At 73.8% G+C, this 18,563-nt stretch carries 16 protein-coding genes and 1 tRNA gene; 13 read left to right on the forward strand and 4 right to left on the reverse strand.

Annotated features, from left to right (window positions below):
• Positions 1-289: 289 nt before the first annotated feature.
• The 7 genes from K2224_RS40865 (at position 290) to K2224_RS27985 (ending at position 6,406) form a co-directional block, all read left to right on the forward strand.
• Positions 290-736, forward strand: a complete 447-nt coding sequence (locus K2224_RS40865) for a GNAT family N-acetyltransferase (protein WP_260693870.1) — start codon at positions 290-292, stop codon at positions 734-736.
• A 198-nt stretch (positions 737-934) separates the two neighbouring features.
• Entirely contained in the window at positions 935-2,167 is a 1,233-nt protein-coding gene (locus K2224_RS27960; RefSeq protein ID WP_221909984.1) for an MBL fold metallo-hydrolase, read from the forward strand.
• Between the two features lie 213 nt (positions 2,168-2,380).
• Positions 2,381-4,300 carry an ATP-binding protein gene (locus K2224_RS27965; RefSeq protein WP_221909985.1) on the forward strand — a complete coding sequence of 640 codons (1,920 nt, stop codon included), beginning with the start codon at positions 2,381-2,383 and terminating at the stop codon, positions 4,298-4,300.
• A complete protein-coding gene (locus tag K2224_RS27970; RefSeq protein ID WP_221909986.1) occupies positions 4,290-4,739 on the forward strand; it encodes a roadblock/LC7 domain-containing protein in 450 nt (149 codons plus the stop codon). The genes K2224_RS27965 and K2224_RS27970 overlap by 11 nt, the downstream gene beginning before the upstream one ends.
• A complete protein-coding gene (locus K2224_RS27975; RefSeq protein ID WP_221909987.1) occupies positions 4,736-5,146 on the forward strand; it encodes a DUF742 domain-containing protein in 411 nt (136 codons plus the stop codon). The genes K2224_RS27970 and K2224_RS27975 overlap by 4 nt, the downstream gene beginning before the upstream one ends.
• Positions 5,124-5,747, forward strand: coding sequence for an ATP/GTP-binding protein (locus K2224_RS27980; RefSeq protein WP_221909988.1), 624 nt, complete (start codon positions 5,124-5,126; stop codon positions 5,745-5,747). Before K2224_RS27975 ends, K2224_RS27980 begins: the two co-directional genes overlap by 23 nt.
• Entirely contained in the window at positions 5,744-6,406 is a 663-nt protein-coding gene (locus K2224_RS27985) for a GAF domain-containing protein (protein ID WP_260693524.1), read from the forward strand. Before K2224_RS27980 ends, K2224_RS27985 begins: the two co-directional genes overlap by 4 nt.
• Before the next feature lie 90 nt (positions 6,407-6,496).
• On the opposite strand, the gene K2224_RS27990 is transcribed toward K2224_RS27985, so the two are convergent.
• Both K2224_RS27990 and K2224_RS27995 read right to left on the reverse strand, forming a co-directional pair.
• Positions 6,497-7,747 carry an acyl-CoA dehydrogenase family protein gene (locus K2224_RS27990; RefSeq protein ID WP_221909989.1) on the reverse strand — a complete coding sequence of 417 codons (1,251 nt, stop codon included), beginning with the start codon at positions 7,745-7,747 and terminating at the stop codon, positions 6,497-6,499.
• Between the two features lie 269 nt (positions 7,748-8,016).
• Positions 8,017-11,241, reverse strand: a complete 3,225-nt coding sequence (locus K2224_RS27995) for an amidohydrolase family protein (protein WP_221909990.1) — start codon at positions 11,239-11,241, stop codon at positions 8,017-8,019.
• A 167-nt stretch (positions 11,242-11,408) separates the two neighbouring features.
• On the opposite strand from K2224_RS27995, the gene K2224_RS28000 reads away from it, so the two are divergent.
• Positions 11,409-12,323: an alpha/beta fold hydrolase gene (locus tag K2224_RS28000; RefSeq protein ID WP_221909991.1), complete on the forward strand. Its 915-nt coding sequence runs from the start codon at positions 11,409-11,411 to the stop codon at positions 12,321-12,323.
• Positions 12,324-12,384: 61 nt separating this feature from the next.
• Here K2224_RS28000 and K2224_RS28005 read toward each other — a convergent pair whose 3' ends face one another.
• Entirely contained in the window at positions 12,385-13,287 is a 903-nt protein-coding gene (locus tag K2224_RS28005; RefSeq protein WP_221909992.1) for a transketolase family protein, read from the reverse strand.
• A 61-nt stretch (positions 13,288-13,348) separates the two neighbouring features.
• Positions 13,349-14,116 (reverse strand): transketolase, encoded by a 768-nt coding sequence (locus K2224_RS28010; protein WP_221909993.1) that lies wholly within the window; start codon positions 14,114-14,116, stop codon positions 13,349-13,351.
• A gap of 193 nt (positions 14,117-14,309) precedes the next feature.
• Here K2224_RS28010 and K2224_RS28015 point away from each other — a divergent pair.
• From K2224_RS28015 to K2224_RS28035, 5 genes are all read left to right on the forward strand, one after another.
• Positions 14,310-14,383 (forward strand) — tRNA-Pro (locus K2224_RS28015).
• A gap of 395 nt (positions 14,384-14,778) precedes the next feature.
• Entirely contained in the window at positions 14,779-15,285 is a 507-nt protein-coding gene (locus tag K2224_RS28020) for a helix-turn-helix domain-containing protein (RefSeq protein WP_221909994.1), read from the forward strand.
• 61 nt (positions 15,286-15,346) lie between these two features.
• Positions 15,347-15,919 carry a hypothetical protein gene (locus K2224_RS28025; RefSeq protein WP_260693871.1) on the forward strand — a complete coding sequence of 191 codons (573 nt, stop codon included), beginning with the start codon at positions 15,347-15,349 and terminating at the stop codon, positions 15,917-15,919.
• A complete protein-coding gene (locus K2224_RS28030; protein ID WP_221909995.1) occupies positions 15,912-17,132 on the forward strand; it encodes an MAB_1171c family putative transporter in 1,221 nt (406 codons plus the stop codon). The genes K2224_RS28025 and K2224_RS28030 overlap by 8 nt, the downstream gene beginning before the upstream one ends.
• Before the next feature lie 125 nt (positions 17,133-17,257).
• The gene (locus K2224_RS28035) at positions 17,258-18,496 is read left to right on the forward strand and encodes a cytochrome P450 (protein ID WP_221909996.1); all 1,239 of its coding nucleotides are present in this window, start codon (positions 17,258-17,260) and stop codon (positions 18,494-18,496) included.
• Positions 18,497-18,563: the final 67 nt, after the last annotated feature.

The raw sequence follows: 18,563 nt of genomic DNA on the forward strand, positions 1-18,563 counted from the left end.
GTGCAGCTCACCCCGCTGCCGGAGGGCGCCGCGGCCGCGCTGGTCGCTGCTGCGGCCCGGTGGTCGGTGGCGCCTCCCGGCGTGAACGCGAGGCGGGCGACGGCGGAGGCGGTCGCTGTGGCGTGGCACCGGCTCTACCGCAACGGCGAACTGACGCCCCATCAGCCCGCCCCGCCCGGCCCGAGCCGCCACGCCCGCCGACCGCGCACTGCTGCGCCCCTGGTTCGCCGCCTTCGCCGCGGACATCGGCCAACCGCCGCCCCGGGACGACCGGGCGCTCGACGAGCGGATCGCCCAGGGCCGCTGCACCCGCTGGGAGGACGGGGAACATCCCGTGTCCATGGCCGGGATCACCCCGACGCTCTCCGGCACAGCCCGGGTCGCGCCCGTCCACACCCCGCCGGAGCGGCGCGGACGCGGCCACGCCGGCGCCGCGACCGCCGCCCTCTCCGCGGCCGCCCGGGCTTCCGGCGTCACCGGGCTGCTGCTCTTCACAACCCTCGCCAACCCCACCAGCAACGCGCTCTACCAGCGGATCGGATACCGCGCGGTCGAGGACCACGTCGTCATCCAATTCGGCACCGAACGCGCCGGAGGCGCTGAGGACGCCGAAGGTACCCGGGGAGTAGTAGAGGCGCAGCCGAGTCGGGGAGAAGAGCGGCTGCCCACGTCGGCTCAGCCGCCCGTTCACCCGAACGGATGTCGTCAACTGGCCGTTGCGGGCGTCCTGTCGTAGGGGCCGGATCCAGCCACCGTTTCCGGGCCGGGAGGTGTCCGGAATGTCAGGTCGGGAATGCATGGGGCGGACCGGCTGTTGTGACGGAGAGTGCCGGTGCCGGAGCCGTGGCGGCCGTCCTGCGGCGGTCCGGTGGCGCCGGAACCCAGCGTTCGTGCGGTCCGTTCACTTCGCGACTGCCCCGACCATGGAGGTGCCGTGACCGCATCCCGACCCCGCGCCACGCGACTGGCCGCGCTGCGCCCCGCGAGCTTCGGCGCCGAGCCGACGGGTGAGCGGCTGGCGCGGATGCGAAGATCGCCGCAGTTCGTGGACGGCCAGTTCCGCAATCCGGTGCCCACCCGGCAGCTGCTCCGCGGCGCCGCCCTGCCGATGGCCCGTACGCAGCTGAGTCGCGAGGGGCGGCTGCGGCGGGCGCCCGTCGGGCGGATCCCGGTGCACCGCCCGGCCGCCGAGGACTGGGGCCGGCCGCCCGCCTCCGGGCTGCGGATCACCTGGATGGGACATTCCAGCGTGCTCGCCGAGATCGACGGGCATCGAGTGCTCTTCGACCCGGTGTGGGGCGAGCGCTGCTCGCCGTTCGACTGGGCCGGCCCCAAGCGGATGCATCCGGTGCCGGTGGAGCTGGCGGAGCTACCGCCGGTCGACGCGGTGGTGATCTCGCACGACCACTACGACCACCTCGACATGCCCACCATCAAGGGCCTGGCCGGCTCCGGCGCGGCCTTCGTCGTACCGCTCGGCGTCGGTGCCGACCTGGAGTTCTGGGGTGTACCGGCGGCGCGGATCACCGAGCTGGACTGGCACGAGTCGACACGGGTCGGCGGGCTGACCCTCACCGCCACGCCGGCCCAGCACTTCTGCGGCCGCGGGCTGCGCGGCGCCCAGCACACCCTCTGGGCCTCCTGGGTCGTCGCCGGCCCCGAGCACCGCATCTTCCACAGCGGCGACACCGGTTACTTCCCCGGATTCGCCGAGATCGGCGCGGCGCACGGCCCGTTCGACGCGACGATGGTGCAGATAGGCGCGTACTCCGACTTCTGGCCGGACATCCACATGACGCCGGAGGAGGGGATGCGGGCCCATCTCGACCTCCAGGGCGGGGAGCCGCGCGGGGTGCTGCTGCCGATCCACTGGGGCACCTTCAACCTCGCGCCGCACCCCTGGGCCGAGCCCGCGGAGCGGACGGTGGTGGCGGCGTGGCGAGCCGGGGCGGAGGTGGCCGTACCGACGCCGGGCCGGCCGTTCGAGCCCGCGGACGAGCAGGTCGTGGAGCCGTGGTGGCGGGCGGTGGCGGTGCCGCCGGTGCAGGGCTGGCCGAGCTGGCCGCCGGCGGGTCCGGTGCATCGGGCCGCCGCCGCGGTGACGGACGGAGCGGCGGCGGGGCCGGCGGACGGTGCGCTGGGGGCGTCGGTCGAACTTCCGTGGTGAGTCGGGGGCCGTGGTGCGCCCGGGGCGCCTGCGGCGAGGTTCAACAGTCGCTTTCTGTACGGGAGTTCGGATCTTTTCGCACCCTCGTACGGACGGTGCCTACTCAGGGAGGTGGCGCGGGGTAGCGAACCCCGGAGAGGGGCCGTACCCCGCCCCCGCAACAACTAGCGTGCGTGCTCCGCGAACTGCCAACGGCCGATCCGGAGGGCGCCGATGCCTACCGCTATCCCGCAGAGGACCGAGACGTCCCGGGAGACCTCCCGGTCCCATGGGGGACGGCACGGTCGGGTGGCGGCCTTCCCGGAGCCGGTCTCGGACGCGGCCATACGGTCCCGCCTGGTCCGGATCGCCGCCGTCCCCGCCCTGCTGGTGGCCGTGGTCTGCGCGGGCGTCGCCGCGTTCGTGGTCCGCAGCGGCGGCGCCCGGCTCACGAGCCGCGAATGGGCTGTGCTGGCCGGCGGCCTCGCCGCGGTCTGCGCCATCGTCCTGATCGGCGCCCTGGTCGGGAGCTCCGAGGCCCGCGCCCTGGCACACCGCTGCGGGCGCCTGCGCGAGGTGTGCGCCCGCGCCCGCACCGACCTCGCCGACCTCCTCGACCGGGTGCGCAACGACGAGTGGCTGCGGCCCGGCGAGGAACGGGAACCGCTGCCGGAGCCCGGCGGCGACTCCCTCACCCGGCTCGCCCACGAGGTCGCCGCCACCGGCCGGGCCGCCGAGGCCGCCCTCATCGAGGCGGTGGGCATCGTCCGCAGCGACGCCACCGGCAACCAGCAGAAGCTGGAGGTCTTCGTCAACCTCGCCCGGCGCCTCCAGTCCCTCGTCCACCGCCAGATCCTCACCCTGGACGAGATGGAGCACCAGGTCGAGGACCCGGACCTGCTCAAGGGCCTGTTCGTCATCGACCACCTGGCCACCCGGATCCGCCGGCACGCCGAGAACCTCGCCGTGCTCGGCGGCGCCATCACCCGCCGCCAGTGGACCCGTCCGATCACCATGACCGAGGTCGTCCGCTCCTCGACCGCCGAGGTCGAGCAGTACACCCGGATCAAGCTGGTGTCGCCCTTCGAGGGCACCCTGCGCGGGCACGCGGTCGCCGACGTCGTCCACCTGCTCGCCGAACTCGTCGAGAACGCCACCGAGTTCTCCGACCCGGAGACCCCGGTCACGGTGCGGGCCCGGCACGTCACCGCGGGACTCGCCGTCGAGGTCGAGGACCGCGGCCTGGGCATGCCGGCCGAGGAGCAGGAGCAGATGAACCGGCTGCTGACCGACCCCGAGCGGATCGACCTCACCGAACTCCTCGACGACGGCCGGATCGGCCTCTACGTCGTCTCCTCGCTCGCCCAGCGGCACGGCCTCCTGGTGCGGCTCCAGGGCAGCATCTACGGCGGCGTCCAGGCGGTCGTGATCGTCCCGCCGGAACTGCTGGGCGCCAACTCGGCCGAGACCCGGGAGGAGTTCCCGGACGGCATGGAGGACGAGGAGGGCGAACCGGCGCCCGGACGCGGCCGGCGGCCCCACGGCGACCGGTTCGACGACGTCCCCGAGCGCCGGGAGGTCACCGCCGGACCGGCCCCGTCCGGCGCCCCCGCCCCGGCCCGCGCGCTGCCCGCCGGCTCCGACGCCGTCCCCGCCCGCCGGCGCATCGTCCGCACCCCCGCCTCGGCCACCGCCGCCAGCGTCCAGGCCGCCGTCACCGCCCCGCAGCACGCCTCCGGCACGCCCCACGGCCCGTCCCGCGGCGGCCACCCCGCCGACCCCGGACCGGTGGTCCTGCCGCCTCCGCCGCTGCCCCTCGACGACACCGACCGCCCCAGCCTGCCGCGCCGCGTCAAGCAGTCCCACCTGGCCCCGCAGTTGCGCGACGGCCCGGTCCGGCCACCCGACCGGGCCGGGCCCGAACGCCTCCACGACCCCAACCTGATGGCCGCCTACCAGCGCGGCTTCAGCCGCGGCGACCCCAACTACGCGGCCGGCCTCGCCGCCACCGGCCACCCCGCCTCCGCTCCCGCCCCCACCCCGGGCCGGCGCGGCGGTACCGGCAGCCCCGGAGACCCCGAGCCGCACCCTGTCCCCGACCACGACGCCCCGATGGCCCGCCCCCGAGGAGACGACCCCGACCATGGTGAGTGATGTGCGCGAGCAGACGTCCACGGAGTTCCGCGGCAATCAGCACACCGACCTTTCCTGGCTGCTGACCGGACTCGTCCAACGGGTACCGCACACCCGTAGTGCCGTCCTGCTGTCCGCCGACGGCCTGGTCAAGGCATCCCACGGCTTCGAACCGGACGTCGCCGACCATATGGCGGCCCTCTCCTCCGGTCTGTACTCCCTTGCCCGCAGCGCCGGTTCCCGCTTCGGGGAGGGCAGCGACATCCTCCAGGTCGTCGTCGAGATGGAACAGACCTTCCTCTTCGTCGCCGCCGCCGGATCCGGTGCCTGCCTGGCCGTCCTCGCCGACCGCGAGGCCGACGCGGGCGTGCTCGGCTACGAGATGGGGATGCTGGTCAAGAGCGTCCGGCCGTATCTGTCGACACCCCCGCGCCACCAGGCCCCGGCGGGTGGCCGTTGACCGTTGCCCTGCCCCGCCGGCAGCGGCCGCCCGGTCCGGACGCACCATGGGTCGACGACGTGGCGGGCCGGCTGGTCCGCCCGTACACCGTCAGCAAGGGGCGCACCCGCCCCTCGGCGCACTTCGACCTGATGACCATGGTGCGGGCGACCGGGCGGCGGCCCGCCGGCCTCCAAGGACCCGACTACGACCGGGTCCTGGGGCTGTGCGACGGGCCCGTCCCGGTTGCCGAGATCGCCGCGCACATACGCCTGCCCGCCGCGGTCACCAAGGTGCTTCTCGCCGACCTCGTCGACTGCGGGGCGCTCACCGCGCGAACCCCCTCGGCCGTCTCGGCCGGGCCCGCCTTCCGTACCGACCGCGCCCTGCTGGAGGCCGTGCTGCATGGACTTCGTGAACGACTGTGACCCCCGGCCCGTGGGGGACCCGGGGGCCGACTCCTTTCCGACCGCGGTGAAGATCCTGGTCGCGGGCGGGTTCGGAGTCGGCAAGACCACCTTCGTCGGCGCGGTCAGCGAGATCGAACCGCTCAGCACCGAGGAGCTCATCACCCAGATCAGCGTCGGCACCGACGACCTGGAGGGTGTGGCGGACAAGTCCACCACGACCGTCGCCATGGACTTCGGCCGGATCACGCTCGGCCCGAAACACGTCCTGTACCTCTTCGGGACGCCCGGGCAGCACCGCTTCTGGTTCCTGTGGGACGAACTGTCCCACGGCGCGCTCGGCGCGGTGGTGCTCGCCGACACCCGACGGCTGGACCAGTGCTTCGCCGCGGTCGACTTCTTCGAGGGGCGGGGCATCCAGTTCGTCGTCGCGGTCAACGAGTTCGACGGCGGCCACAGTTACGCGCCCGAGGAGGTCCGGGCCGCCCTGGACCTCGACCCGGAGGTCCCGGTCGTGCTCTGCGACGCCCGCCAGTGCGCCTCCGGCACCCAGGTCCTGGTGTCCCTCGTCGGCCACCTCCTCTCCTCACCCGCCCGCACCGCCACCCCGGAGCTGCCATGAACGTCCCCTCCGCACGCTTCCCCTTCCCCGCCCGCCAACCGTCCTGGCGCAGCTACCCTTCCTCCGAACTCCCATATCTGGACGACGATCTGACGAGGCGTCTGCTGATCACGCCGGAGGACCACGAGGCACCCGCGCGGGTCGCCCGGCTGCGCGAGCTCGGCATCGGCAAGAACCCGCTGCCCGCCTTCGACGCGTTCGCCCGCAAGCTCGCCAAGACGACCAACACCCCTTACGCCATGGTCAACTTCATCGACGAGCGCGAGCAGTACTTCGCCGGTCTGTACGCCCCCGACCTCGACACCTCCGTCGAGCTGGGACCGGCGCCGCCCAGCGGCCGCCCGGAGCGGATCATGGCCCGCGACCACGGCTACTGCCCCTACGTCGTGGTGCGGCGCAAGGCACTGGTCCTGGAGGACGTCTGCGACTACCCGAGGTTCGCCGGGAACCCCGTCGTCGACGAACTCGGCATCCGCACCTACCTCGGCGCCCCGCTGATCGACCACACCGGCATGACGCTGGGCACCGTCTGCGTCATCGACCGCGAACCCCGGCCCTGGGGCCGCGAGGGGCTGCGCACCATCAAGGCATTCGCCGCCGAACTCGTCGAGCAGATCCACGAGATGGAGCAGCGGCAGCGGGAGGCCGACGCCTCCTGACCGGGCCCGCCCGCGGCCCCGGAGGCCCGTACGGCCGGGCCGGGGCCGCATCCCGGCGTCGCGCGGCGGCGGCCCGGCCCGGCCCGGCCCTCAGGACACCCGGACCAGCGCCTCCCGGCCGCCGGGCGCCCCGTCTTCGTCCCGCCACTCCGCCGGCGCCGCCCGCAGCAGCCCGGCGAGCCGGTCTGACCACTCGCCCTTCCCCTGGCCCAGCGCCAGCTCGCCCAGCCGCAGCAACTGGACGTCGGAGGTGCCGGCCGGAGCGAAGATGTGGTGCGCGTCGCGCAGGAAGCGCTCCACCGGCCGGTCGGTGAACAGCCCGCAGGCGGCGTGGATGTCCATCGCGTCCCGTGCGGACTCCAGCGCCGACTCCACGTTCACCAGCTTGGCGTTCATCAGCTCCGCGTCGCACGGCAGTCCCTCGTCCAACAGGTGCACCGAGTGGTACGCGGACAGCCGGGCGAGCAGCAGCCGGGACTGGATCCGGCCCAACTTCAGCTTGACGGTGGGAAGTTCCGCGAGCGGCTCGCCGTAGCGGCGGCGCTCGGTGCAGAACGCGGTGGTCTCGTCCAGTACGGCCTGGTGGATGCCGAGCGAGACCGCGGTCAGATTCGGCCGCCCGTACAGCACGCTGGAGGAGTACGCCACCGGCAGACCGTCGCCCTCCCGGCCCAGCAGATGCGTCGCCGGCACCCGGCAGTCGTCGAAGAACAGCTCCCCGAAGCTGAAGCCGTGCAGGCCCATCGCGGGCCGCTGTGGGCCGACCCGGAAACCGGGCGTGCCGGACTCGACGAGGAACGCCGACAGGCCCTTCGAGCCCTCGCCGGTGCGCACCACCACCCCGTGCAGATCGCCGATGTGGCTGTTGCCGACGTAGATCTTGCGGCCGTTGAGGACGTAGTCGTCGCCGTCGCGGACCGCGGTGGAGGCCATGCCCAGCACATGGCCGCCGGACTGCGGCTCGGTGACCGCGATGGTCGGCAGGCAGTCACCGGAGGCGATCGCCGGCAGCCAGGTCTTCTTCTGCTCCTCGCTGCCGAAGTGGACGATCTTCGCCACGCCCAGCTGCGACGCCTGCACCATCGCGCCCATCGCGGCACTCACCCGCGACAGCTCCTCGATGATCAGGGTCTTGGCGACGTGCCCGGCCCCCATCCCGCCGTACGCGCGGTCCACCGTGGCGCCGATCCAGCCCTGACGGGCGATCAGCCGGGAGAGATCCGGGCAGACGGCGCGGCTCGCCTCCATCTCGGCGATCCGGGGCCGGACCTCGCGCTCGGCGAAATCCCGTACCCGGCGCCGGAGTGCCTCATGGCGCCGGTGGGTGAAGTAGCGATGCAAGACGAGCCCTCCTCCGCGGACGTCCGCGTGCCGGCCGCTCGCCGCCTCGGGGCGGCGATGGGCGGTGCCGCGATCGTACCGGAAAGTGATCCCTCGCTCACCGCGTGCAATATTCGTTGCAATGCCGGCTACGGATCAGGCAAAACGCCAACCCGGCACATTCCTACGGACACTTGGGATCCGGAGGCGGCGCACCGCCCCGGCCGCGGGCGCACGGGCGGCGCGGTCCCAGGAGTCCCGGAGCCGCGCCACCCCGCGCCACCCGGCCGTCAGTGCCCGGGGTCGCAGCAGGACTCGCGGGCCTGCTGCCGGCCCACCGCCAGCCAGTCGGTGCCCCCCGCCGCGCGCAGCGCCGGCCCGCCGGGTGCCGGGAACGACTCCACCAGCGCCCGCTGCTCGTACAGTCGGCCGCCCTTGACCACCGCCGAGGTCCGCACCAGCGCCGCGATGTCCCGGAACGGATCGCCGTCCACCAGCGTCATGTCGGCGAGCTTGCCGACCTCCAGCGTCCCCAGATCGCGCTCCGCGCCGAACGCCCGCGCCGGCAGCACGGTCGCCGTCCGCAGCGCCTGGGCGACGCTCAACCCGCCCCGGTGCAGCGCCCGCAGGGCCAGATGGAGCGACAGCCCCACCGGCACCAGCGGCTGGTCCGTGCCCAGCGCCACCAGCCCGCCGCCGTCCAGGATCCGGCGGTAGACCTCCACCTCGATCCCGATGTCGGCCAGCTCCTCCGGCGTCGGCCGGTGCGTGGCGTTCTCCCGGACGACCGCACTGTCCCACGGCGGCATCAGCCGCGTCACCCGCACGTCCTCGGCCAGCGCCGGATCCGCGCCGATCAGCGGCGACGCCGAGAACGGCGTGGCCAGCATGTGCAGCCCGCCGGCCGTGTAGACCTCCGCCACGTCCTCGTACGCGTGCCCGGTGGCGGACACCGCATGCCCGAACTCCAGCCGCTGGGTGGCCTGGAGATGGGTCGTCAGATCCTGACCCATCTGCAACCCGGGAGTGAGCAGATGACTGCCCGAGCGGACCCCGAGCCGCTCGTGCGCGAAGCGGGCCGCCTCGGCCATCACCCAACCCGGCGCCCGCACATAGGTCTTGACGAAGTCCCAGTCCAGCGCCGCACCCCGGTCCAGCGACCGCCGCAGCCCGGCCTGGGTGCGGTGCGCCCGCCCCATGCTGTAGGCCACCCGCCCGCCGTCCAGCAGTTCACCGCAGGTCAACAGCCGCGGCCCGGCCAGCACCCCGGCGGCCAGCGCCTCCCGCAGCCGCGCCTGCTCGTAGGAGAAGCCGCCGCAGGAGACGGTGGTGGTGATGCCGTACGCGAGCTGTAGCGCGGTCTGCCGGCCGCCGTACGTCGTCTGCCAGGGATGAGTGTGTGCGTCCCAGAGTCCCGGCAGCACCGTCCGGTCCGCGGCGTCCACCCGCCGGGCGGTGCCGGCGCGGGACGCCCGGTGCGGCTCCACCGCCGTGATCCGGCCGTTCCGCACCACCACGTCGACGTCCTCGCGGACCGTGTCGCCGGTGCCGTCCCAGAACCGGCCCGCGTGCACCACGGTGTCCCGGGCCCGGGCCGGCCGCCGCTCCAGCGCGACCGGAACGGTCCGCGCCGCACCGCCGGACACCGCGACCAGCCGCAGCCGCCCCGCCGAGAGGTACAGCAGCGTCGTCGAGTCCCCGGACCACGACGGATGGTCCGCGGCCTCCTCCGTCAGCTGCCGCGGCGCACCGTCCGGCGTGCCGTCCGGCCGCACCGGCAGCACCCACAGCGCCGACTCGGCGATCACCGCCAGCCACTTCCCGTCCGGCGACCACACCGGACCGGAGTCGTAGCGGTCGGCGATCGAGACGTGCTCGGCGACCTGGTGCAGCCGGTCCTTCCCGGTCTCCGCGTCGACGATCCGGATGACGTTGTAGCCCTCGCGGAAGCGGTGGTTGAGGCGGTTGCGGTCGCACAGCGCCAGATGGCGGCCGTCCGGCGACCAGCTGGGCCGGCCCGGCAGCCCGCCCGCGCCCATCGGCGCCGCCAGCGACTTCTCCGAGCCGTCCGCCAGGGTCCGCACGACGAGATTGCCGAACATGTCCAGCGCCGCCAGCCGTCCGCCGTCCGGCGACAGCGCCGGCTGCACCCGCCCGCCGGACGCCAGCACCGTCTCCGCACCGGAGCCGAGCTCCCGGCGGCGCACCGCGAACAGCCCGTCCCGGTCGTCCGCGTACACCAGCGCCCGGCCGTCCCGGGACCAACTCGGCGCGTACACATAGCGGGTGGCCGCCGCACCGGTGATCCGGCGCGGCGCGCCACCACCCGAAGTGGGCGCCACCCACAGGGAGTTGAGGGCGGCGAAGACCACCTTGCGGCCGTCCGGGGAGAGCGCCGGCAGGTGGATCCCGCGGACCGGCCCGGCCGCCGCGGATTCAAAACCGTAGTCCTTGACGCGGTACCGCGACCGGTCCACCGGCAGCTGCGCGGTGAACGGGATGGTCTCGGTCCGCTCCGGCGCATCGGGACGGACGATGCGGAACTGCCCACCGGCAGTCACCAGCAGCGCGTCCCGCGACACCCAGCGCGGCGGCACCGGCTCCACATCGTCGTCCACCGCCACCGCCGCGCCGTCCACCACCAGCGTGCAGGTCGGCCCCGGACGGTCGGTGGTCCGCAGATACGCCAGCCGTCCGGCGGGGGACAGCGCCGGCACCATCACCTGCGCCGCGGCCGTCTCGGTGTGCTCGGTGCGGACCGCGCCCCGCCCGTCCGCGGGCACCGACGCCACCGTCCGGGAGACCAGCGCCGTGGTGTCCAGCCGGCCGCGGACGAAGACGATCCGGGTGCCGTCCGGTGACCAGCACGGGTCGAAGTCCTCCCAGGCGCCGTCCTGATGGGGGCCGTCCTGGCCGGGCAGCCCGGTCACCCGGGTCAGCCGACCGGACGCCACCTCCAGCACCCATAACCGGTACGGGCTCCCGACCACCGCGTCGCCGCCGCGCTCGGAGGCGAACGCGATCCGGGTGCCGTCGGGCGACCAGGCCGGGCCGCGGTCGTCCCACGGGCCGTCGGTCAGCTGCGTCAGCTCCGAACCGTCCGGGGCCAGCGCCCACAGGTGGAAGTTGCCGCCCCGGTAGGCGCAGACCGCGAGACGACGGCCGTCGGGGGAGAACACCGGGCGGGTGGGCTCCAGATCGGGCGGGGTCAGCGCCCGCGCCGGGCCGCCGGCGCGGGGCAGCGACCACAGGACGTTCTGCACCTCGGCGACCAGTCGGTCGCCGGCGGGCGCGAGGGTGGCGGCGCCGTTGGTGGCGGCCGTGAAGGACAGGCCCGTCGCCGCGTCGGCGGCCGGGGCACCGGCCGGTGCGGCGGGCAGGGCCTCGGCGGTGGGCGCCACGAAGCCCACCAGCCCGGCCGCGGCGGCGGCCGAGGCGGTGCCCTGGAGGAATCTGCGGCGGGAGAGCGGCGCATGCGGGATCGGGGCGTGCTCGGAACGGTCTGCGATGTCCAACGATCCTCCTGTGAAAGGGGGTTGCGGCACAGTGCCGGCACAGAACCGCCTGATCGTTGCACGCCGGACGGGCCGCGGGCCATGTCCTTGCGCGCGCCCCGTGGCCAACCGCCGCCCCGCGGGCCAGAGTGGGCGCGACCGACCACCGCCCGCCCCAGGGGAGCACCATGCAGCAGGACGTCCACGAGGCCCGCGACGGCGCCCGCATCGCCACCTACACCTGGCTCCCGGAGGCCGGTACCCCGCGCGCCCTGGTCCAGATCGCCCACGGCGCCGCCGAACACGCCCGTCGCTACGACCGCTTCGCGCGCTTCCTGACCGGCCACGGCTATGCCGTCGTCGCCTCCGACCACCGTGGCCACGGCGCCACCGCCGCCTCCACCGGCGGCCGCGGGGTGACCGGCGAGGACGCCTGGCGGGCCGTCGTCGGCGACCTCAAGGCCCTCGGCGACCGCACCGCCGCCGCCCACCCCGGCCTCCCCCTCGTCCTCCTCGGCCACAGCATGGGCGCGATGCTGGCCCGCGACTACGCCCAGGAGTACGGCGCCGACCTCGCCGGCCTGATCCTCACCGGCACCTTCCGCACCCTGCCGAGCCTCGACATCGACGCCGCCACCGCCGAACTGGAGGCGGAGATCGCCGCACACGGCCGGGCCCACCCCTCCCCGTTCCTCCCGCGCACCTTCGGCTCCTTCAACGACGCCTTCGCGCACCGCACCGGCTACGAGTGGCTCTCCCGCGACACCGCCGAGGTCGACCGCTACGCCGCCGACGAGGACTGCGGCTTCCCGTTCTGCGCCGGTCTCGTCCTCGACTGGGTACGCGCCATCCGCAAGATCAACGACCCAGCCCACCTCGCCCGCATCCCCCGTGGCCTGCCGATCCATGTCGCGGTCGGCGACCAGGACCCCTGCCACCAGCGGATGACCCTGGTCCACGAACTCCTGGAGGACTTCCGCTACCTCGGCATCCGCGACCTGACCTGGCGCGCCTACCCGGAGGCCCGCCACGAGATCCTCAACGAGACCAACCGCGACGAGGTCCGGCACGACCTGCTGGCCTGGCTCGACAAGCACATCTGATCCCCCGTCACCGCCCTGCCCCGCCCGTCACCGCGCCGCCCGCCCCGCCACCGGCGGCGGGCTACCCGCCGAGGAAGCCGGCGATCCGCCCCCGCAGGCCCCGCGGGTCGAGCCCATGGGCGGCCAGATGCTCGTCGAGCTGCCCGTAGCGGCGCAGCTCCCGGCGGCCGACCCCGAGCCCCAGCACCCGGTGCGGCCGGTCCGCCAGGGCGTCGCCGGCCTCGCGGGCCGAGGTCCCGGCCAGATACGGCTCGACCAGCACCACGTCCGAGGAGCCGGCGGCCCCGGCGGCGGCCCGCAGCGCCCGGCCGTCGAAGGGCCGCACGGTGGTCGCGTAGAGCACCGTCACGTCCAGCCCCTCGGTTGCGGCGAGCACGTTGTCCAGCATCGGCCCGACCGCGACCACCACCCCGCGGCGGCCCTCTCGCGCGGTGTGGAACCCCGCCCCGTCCACCGGCCGCGGCGCCTCGTTGACCTGCACGGACAGCCGCACGTACACCTTGTCGTCGCCGGCCGCCGCGGCCTTCCGCAGCAGCACCTCGGCCTCGTCCGGGTGACCGGGCACATGCACGGTCCAGTCGTCGAGGGTGTCCAGCAGCGCCACATCGCCCGGCGCCATATGGGTGAAGCCGCCGCTCGGCCAGTCATAGGAGGCGCCGGCGCTCACCAGCACCCCGCCGGTGCCCTGGTGGCCGAAGTCCAGCTTGAGCTGCTCGAAGGGGCGCTCCACCAGGAAACTGGCGAAGGTGTGCAGCACCGGCCGCAGCCCGGTCAGCGCCAGCCCGCCGCCGACCCCGACCAGCAGCTGCTCGCGGATGCCGACGTTCACCACCCGCTCGGGGTGCCGCCGGGCCGCTTCCGCGAAGCCGTCGAGGCCGATGTCGGCGAGCACCACGGCCAGCCGGGGGTCCTCGTCCAGCAACCGGGAGCCGACCGCGGCGAAACGCTCACGCATGGTGTCCATCACTGAAGACCTTTCACAAGAGGGGGAATCGGGGGGAGTTCCGGGCAAGCCGTGCGCGTTTTCAGCCGACGTTGCCCGGCCTCCCGGGGCTCCCGGGGGCGATGGGGTTCTTCGGCTCGACGCGGGCGACCACCGCGTGCGGCCGGCCCGGGTGGGGGGCGCGGAACGCCTCGTACAGTGCCGCGTGGTCGCGGCCGTCCACGGTGGCGGCGGACCAGCCCGCGGCCTCGAAACGGGAGGCGATCCCGCCGCGCCAGCCGTGGGTGGCCGAGGAGTTGTCGACGACGAGGGTGTGCAGCCGGTCCAGTCCGGCCGGGCCGGCGAAGGCGAGCGCCTCGTGGTTGCTGCCCTCGTCCAGTTCGGCGTCGCCGATCAGCACCCACACCGCCGGTCCGGTGCGGCCCTGGGCGCGCAGCCCCAGTGCGGTGCCGACGGCCAGCGGCAGCCCGTGCCCGAGCGATCCGCTGCCGATCTCGACACCGGGCACCAGCGTCCGGTCGGGGTGGTGGCCGAGCGGTGACTCGTACGAGCCGAAGCCCGGCAGCCAGTCGGCGGGGAAGAAGCCCTTGGCGGCCAGCACGGCGTAGTACGCCATCGGGCCGTGGCCCTTGGAAAGCAGGAAGCGGTCCCGGTCGGGGTCGGCGGTCGTGCCGGGGGAGACCCGCAGCACCCGGTCGTAGAGCACCCAGAGGGCGTCGAGGGTGGAGGTGGCCGCCGGGCCGTGCTTCTCGTCGCCGGTCATCAGCCCCATCAGCCGGGGCAGTTCACCGAATCCGCGGGCGCCGTGCAGAGGGGCGGCCACGGTGGGGTCCGTCGCTGTCGTCGTCATGGGACAGAGCCTGCAACCTCAACCAATCTTGAGGTCAAGGCGAGGGTCGCGAGAGGGTGGCGCGCGGTGGCTGGGCTCGCCCGCCACCTGCCCCGTTGCCGGCGCCGGCCGGGAAATGGCAGCACGCACCCTCTGACATGGGGTATTGTTCTCATGCACGAACGCCCGGGGAGTCCTCCGGAGCATCGGGCAGCGGGACGTGGCGCAGCTTGGTAGCGCACTTGACTGGGGGTCAAGGGGTCGCAGGTTCAAATCCTGTCGTCCCGACTTACGGAAACGTGAGTCAGAGGCCGTGTCGGAAATTTCCGATACGGCCTCTTCGCGTTGCCCGCCGGTGCCGGATGTCCGCGAAAGATGGCCGGAAATCGGCGTCGTGACGCTCTGGAGCGGAACCACGCTCCCCGGCGGTGCCGCCCTCGCCCCCGAAGCCGTACGCCAGTTGGCCGTCCGGGGCGCCCGCGGAGACCCGCCGTCCCAGCTCACCGCGCCTGAGGGCCTCTTCGATCGAGGGGTCGTTGTTGCCTTGTCACTCAACTCGCGGTTAAGTTCGGTGCTCCTCACTGTCCGTATGTGGACTGGTGCGGGGTGTTCGTGCCGTGACAGGATGGGGGTGAGGTCGCGATGGCCTTAACTGCTCGTTGGGGCAACTCGGGGAACGGGGGATGACAGTGGGGGGCGACAGCCGGGCCAAGGGGGAGGGCAGCGTGCTCGCGGAACGGCTCAACCACCTCTTCGCGCACATGCACCCACCGGGCGCCCCGTACACCAACGCCCATGTGGCCGACGAGATCAGCCAGGGGACGGCGGAGTACGGCGGGGTCAAGGTGACCGAGCAGTACCTCTCGATGCTGCGCAACGGACGGCGGACGAACCCCGGCCCCGAACTCCTGCGCGCGCTGGCGAAGTTCTTCGCGGTCCCCGTCGGGTATCTGCTGGGGGACCTCTCGCAGCCGCAGGCCGCGCGGGTGGAGGAGGAGGTCAAGTTCCTCGCCGCCATGCGGGATCAGCGGGTGCGTGCCATCGCACTGCGCTCGGTCGGGCTGCCCCCGGAGGTCCAGGACAGCCTGACGACGATCATCTCCCAGTTCCGCCGGCAGATGAACCTGCCGGACGGCCCGCCGGAGCAGGGTGGTGATCGGCGTGGCGCACGGCCCGATACGGACCGCTGAGCGCGACCGGATCTTCACTACCTGGCGGGGGGCCGGACACGAGGACGGGACGAGCATGCGAGTGGGGCAGATGCGCAGGCGGTGCAAGCAGCTCATCAAGGAGCTGCGGCTGCCCGCCTCGACCGATCTGCGGGGGATCTGCGACATCGTCGCTGCCCGGGTGGAACGGCCCGTCCACCTGGTGCCGATGAGCCTGGGCGGCGTGGTCTCGGGCATGACCGCCACCACCGAGGACGGCTACTGGGTCTTCTACGAACTCCGGACCTCGCCCTGGCACCAGACCCACATCGTGCTGCACGAACTCAGCCACCTCCTCCTCGGCCACGCCCAGGACCCCGCCGTCACCGAGGACGCGCTGCGGATGTGGACCCCGTCCGTCGACGTCGCCACCGCCATGCGGCGGATGGGCCTGACCATGGGCTTCGCCCGGCACCACGGCTACGACAACCTCGCCGAGCGGGAGACCGAGGTGCTCGGCACGCTCCTGATGGAGCACGTGGTGCCCGCCGCGGCGGAGCGCGAACTCCCGCTGGAGGGGCCGGCCGCCGAGGTCGCGGCGGCCCTGGGCCCCGCCCTCCAGCACATCCGGCACCAGCAGGTGGCCGCCGGGCCGAAGGGGGAGGCCGGTGTTTGACGTCGTCTACCTCTGCTTCGGGGCCGCCGCCTGGGCACTCGTGGCCTACAAGGCCGTCGCCTGGTTCCGGGACCGCTCCAACACCGACCTGGGCCTCGCCTGTGTGATGACCGGCGGCGTGGCCACCGTCTTCCTCTTCTCCGCGCCCAGCCTCTACCGCGGGTTCGACCGGCTGGTCGGCGTCGCCAACCTCGCCATGGTCTTCCTGTACTCCTCCGTCGTGGTGTTCGCCGCCGGGGCGCTGGTGCTGCTGCTCCGCTGGACGGCCGGCGAGGGCGACGCGGCCCGGACGCGGGCCCGCGCCCGGGCCCGGGCGGCGGTCGGCGCGGTCGCGCTCCTGTGGGCGGTGGCCGTCACCGGCTTCGCCGTGGGCCGCCCGGACGCCGTGGAACACCCCCGCGACTTCTCCACCGCCTACACCGACGCCCCCGGCGTGATGGTCTTCCTGGTGCTGTATCTGGCCATCTTCGGGGCGAGCCTGGCCGGCCTGGGCACGCTCTGCCCGCGCTACGCCGCCCGGCTCGGCGGCTCCTGGCTGGCCCGCGGACTGCGGGTGCTGGCCGCCGGCTGCTGGCTCGGCCTGGTCTACTGCGCCTGCAAGGTCGTCGGATTCGTCCTGTCGTGGACCGGGCACCCGGCGCTCTGGCTCTCCAACGGCGTCGCCCCGCTCAGCGCCTCGGTCGCCGCGATCCTCGTCCTCGCCGGCTTCAGCCTGCCCGCGGCCGGCCCCCGCGTCGCCGCCTGGCGCCGGCTGCGCCGCCTGACACCGCTGTGGCGGACCGTCACCGCGCAGACCCCCGAGGTCACCATGGACGGCTCCCGGTGGTCCGGCCGCTGGCCCTTCGCCGACCTGGAATGGCGCGCCAACCGCCAGATGGCCGAGATCCGCGACGTCCAGCGCGGCATCCGCCACCACGTCGAGTCCGACGCCGTCGACATCGTCCTGGAGCGCGCCCGCGCGGTCTCCCTGGACGACCGGCAACTGGCCGCGGTCGCCGAGGCGGCCGCCCTCCGACGCGGCCTGGAGAACCGCGCGGTCGGCCATGTCCCCGCCCACGGCGCCGACAGCGTGGTGGTCGCCGACGGTCGGGAGGCCGCCGAACTCTCCGCCGAATACGAGCACTTGGCCATGGTCGCGGACGTCTACCGTTCGCCGCTGATCGAGACCGTGCTCACCGAGTTGCGGCAGCGCAGCGCCACCTTGCGCAGCTGACCGCGACCCCGAAGACGGGGTGGCCCGGTACGGGGGTCCGGGCCTCCCGCTCCGCGCACGGCGGCACCGGCCCATGTGGCCGGTGCCGCACGGCGCCCCCACCCGTTGATCTACGCTCGGACGCCATGCAGAACACCGCCGAGACCGGCCCCGACGCCCTCGCCCCCATCGACACCACGCCCCTCCTGGACGACCCGTACGCCGCTCTCGCCGCGCTCCGCGACGCCGGCCCGGTGCACCGCATCACCGGCACCGACGGGCAGCCCGCCTGGCTGGTCACCCGCTACGACGACGTCCGCAGCGCGCTGGCCGACCCCCGGCTCTCGCTCGACAAACGCCATGCGACCCCCGGCAACTACCGCGGCTTCTCGCTGCCCCCCGCCCTCGACGCCAACCTGCTCAACATGGACCCCCCGGACCACACCCGGATCCGCCGCCTGGTCGTCAAGGCGTTCACCCCGGGCCGGGTCGAGGCGCTCCGCGCACCCGTGCAGCGCGTCGCCGACGGCCTGCTGGACACCATGGCCGCGAAGGGCCGCGCAGAACTCGTCACGGACTACGCCGGACCGCTGCCGATCACCGTCATCTGCGATCTGCTCGGCATCCCCGCCGAGGACCGCCGCGACTTCCTGGCCTGGTCGGACGCGCTCATCACCCCCGACCCCGGCCGCCCGCAGGCGATGAAGGAGGCGATCGGCGCGATGCTGGAGTTCTACACCGCGCTGATCGCCGCCAAGCGCGCCGAACCCGGCGACGACCTGCTTTCGGACCTGATCGCGGTCCGCGAAGACACCGCGGACACCACGGACGCCGCGGGTGCCGACCGGCTCAGCGAGGACGAACTGACCTCCCTGGCCTTCTTGATCCTCTTCGCCGGCTACGAGAACACCGTCCAGCTCATCGGCAACTCCGTCCTCGCCCTCCTCGACCACCCCGAACAACTCAGCGCGTTGCGCCGAAATCCAGCCGAAGTGTCCACCGCCGTCGAGGAGTTCCTCCGCTACGACGGACCGGCCCCCCTGGCCATCCGCCGCTTCCCCGTCGAGGACGTGGAGATCGGCGGCGTCCGCATCCCCGCCGGAGAGAGCGTGCTGCTCTCGATCGCGTCCGCGAACCGCGACCCGCACCGCTTCCCCGCCCCGGACCGGCTGGACCCGGCCCGCGACCTGTCCGGCCACCTCGCCCTGGGGCACGGCATCCACTACTGCCTGGGCGCGCCGCTGGCCCGGATGGAGGCGGAGATCGCCATCGGCGCCCTCATCAGCCGTTTCCCCGGCCTGCGCCTCGACGTGCCGCGGGACGAAGTGCGCTATCGCCGCACCATCCGGGCGCGTGGCCTGATTTCGCTGCCGGTGGCCTGGTAATCCGAGAACGCACAAGTTTTTGATGCGTAACCGTTCAGACATGCGGTAGAAAAGTGCTGTGACCCGC

This window comes from Streptomyces sp. BHT-5-2, from assembly GCF_019774615.1.
Classification (GTDB): Bacteria; Actinomycetota; Actinomycetes; order Streptomycetales; family Streptomycetaceae; genus Streptomyces.